Here is a 1,815-nt window from a genome sequence, read left to right as displayed (position 1 = left end):
TCGATGCCGAGCGCGTGGCCGGCCGCGGGGTCCGGAGCGTAGAGGACCGCCACCCGGCCGCGCTCCGGAGCGTGCGTGCCGACCTCGTGGACGAGTCCGGCCTCCTCCAGCGCGGCGAGCGCGCTGGAGACCGTCGGCTTCGACAGTCCCGTCTCGCGGGCGAGTTGGGCTCGCGACGCGGGAGGGCCGGCGCGCAACCGGTCCAGGAGCAGCCGCTCGTTGGTGCTGCGCAGCCGGCGGCGGTTCCAGGGCTGTTCGGGCTGCTCGTTGGCGTCGCGGGCGGGCATCGTTCCATTCTCACGCATTCATGACACCCCCTTGACGCATCTAGTAAGGCTCCTTAACTTTATCGCCCAGTCAGCCTCACCGGGCGAGCCGAGGGGAGTTCAGCGCCGGCGGGTCACCCGCCGCCCCTGATCCGTCGGCCGTCATCCCGGCCGTTCCCGTACGCCGTCCCTCTCCCGCGCGTCCCGATCACAGGAGGCCCCATGTCCGGCAGTCCGCCACCCACCGGCGGTTTCGTCCGCCGCGTCGGCCTGTTCCAGGCCACCGCCATCAACATGAGCCAGATGTGCGGGATCGGTCCGTTCGTGACGATCCCGCTGATGGTCGCCGCGTTCGGCGGCCCCCAGGCGATCATGGGCTTCGTCGCGGGTGCGGTACTGGCCCTCGCGGACGGCCTGATCTGGGCCGAACTCGGCGCCGCCATGCCCGGTTCCGGCGGCAGTTACGTGTATCTCCGGCAGGCCTTCCAGTACCGTTCCGGACGCCTGATGCCGTTCCTGTTCGTCTGGACGGCCATGCTCTTCATCCCGCTGATCATGTCCACCGGCGTGGTCGGCTTCGTCCAGTACCTGGGATATCTGGCCCCCGACATGGGAAAGACCACCGGGGACCTGGTCGGCCTCGGTGTCATCCTCCTCGTCGTCGTGCTCCTGTGGCGCGGCGTCGAGCACATCGCGCGCATCACGGCCGTCATGTGGGCCGTCATGATCACTTCGGTGCTCCTGGTGATCGTCGCCGCGGCCACCGACTTCAGCCCCCATCTGGCCTTCACCTACCCGGCGCACGCCTTCGAGCTGACCAGCAGTCACTTCTGGATCGGGTTCGCCGCGGGTCTGACCATCGGCATCTACGACTACCTGGGTTACAACACCACCGCGTACATGGGCGCCGAGATCAAGGACCCGGGCCGCACCCTGCCCCGTTCCATCATCTTCTCCATCCTCGGCATCATGGCGATCTACCTCATGCTCCAGATAGGCACGCTCGGCGTCATCGACTGGCACCGGATGACCGATCCCGGTGACATCGCCTCCACCTCCGTGGCCTCGGCCGTCCTGGAGGAGACCTGGGGCAAGGGCGCCGCCGACACGGTCACCGTGCTCATCCTCATCACCGCGTTCGCCTCGGTCTTCACCGGACTGCTGGGCGGTTCGCGTGTCCCGTACGACGCCGCCCGCGAACGCGTCTTCTTCCGCCCGTACGCGAAACTGCACCCCAGGCACCGCTTCCCGATGCTGGGCCTGGCGACCATGGGCGTCATCACCGCGATCGGCTTCCTCATCGGCCGTCACACCGACCTGGCGACCCTGATCCAGCTCCTCACCACGGTCATGGTGATCGTCCAGGCGCTGGCGCAGATCGTCGCCCTCTCGGTGCTGCGCCGACGTCAACCGGCGCTGCGGCGCCCGTACAAGATGTGGCTCTACCCGCTCCCGAGCCTCATCGCACTGATCGGCTGGCTCACCATCTACGGCTACGCGGACAAGAACTCCCCGGGCCGCCACCCCATCGAGTGGTCCCTGGCCTGGG

2 protein-coding genes are annotated in these 1,815 nt (G+C 68.4%); one reads left to right on the top strand and one right to left on the bottom strand.

The window, feature by feature from the left end; translation table 11 throughout:
* The coding region (locus ABZV34_RS39075) for a winged helix-turn-helix domain-containing protein (RefSeq protein ID WP_356287934.1) at positions 1-287 on the bottom strand (287 nt) is incomplete at its 3' end.
* A gap of 201 nt (positions 288-488) precedes the next feature.
* Here ABZV34_RS39075 and ABZV34_RS39070 point away from each other — a divergent pair.
* Positions 489-1,815, top strand: a 1,327-nt coding sequence (locus ABZV34_RS39070) for an APC family permease (RefSeq protein WP_356287931.1), incomplete at its 3' end; no start/stop codon positions are given.

Origin of the sequence: Streptomyces sp. NPDC005195 (assembly GCF_040608315.1) — a bacterium.
Taxonomy (GTDB): domain Bacteria; phylum Actinomycetota; class Actinomycetes; order Streptomycetales; family Streptomycetaceae; genus Streptomyces; species Streptomyces kaempferi.
This window is presented reverse-complemented; position numbering and strand designations above follow the sequence as displayed.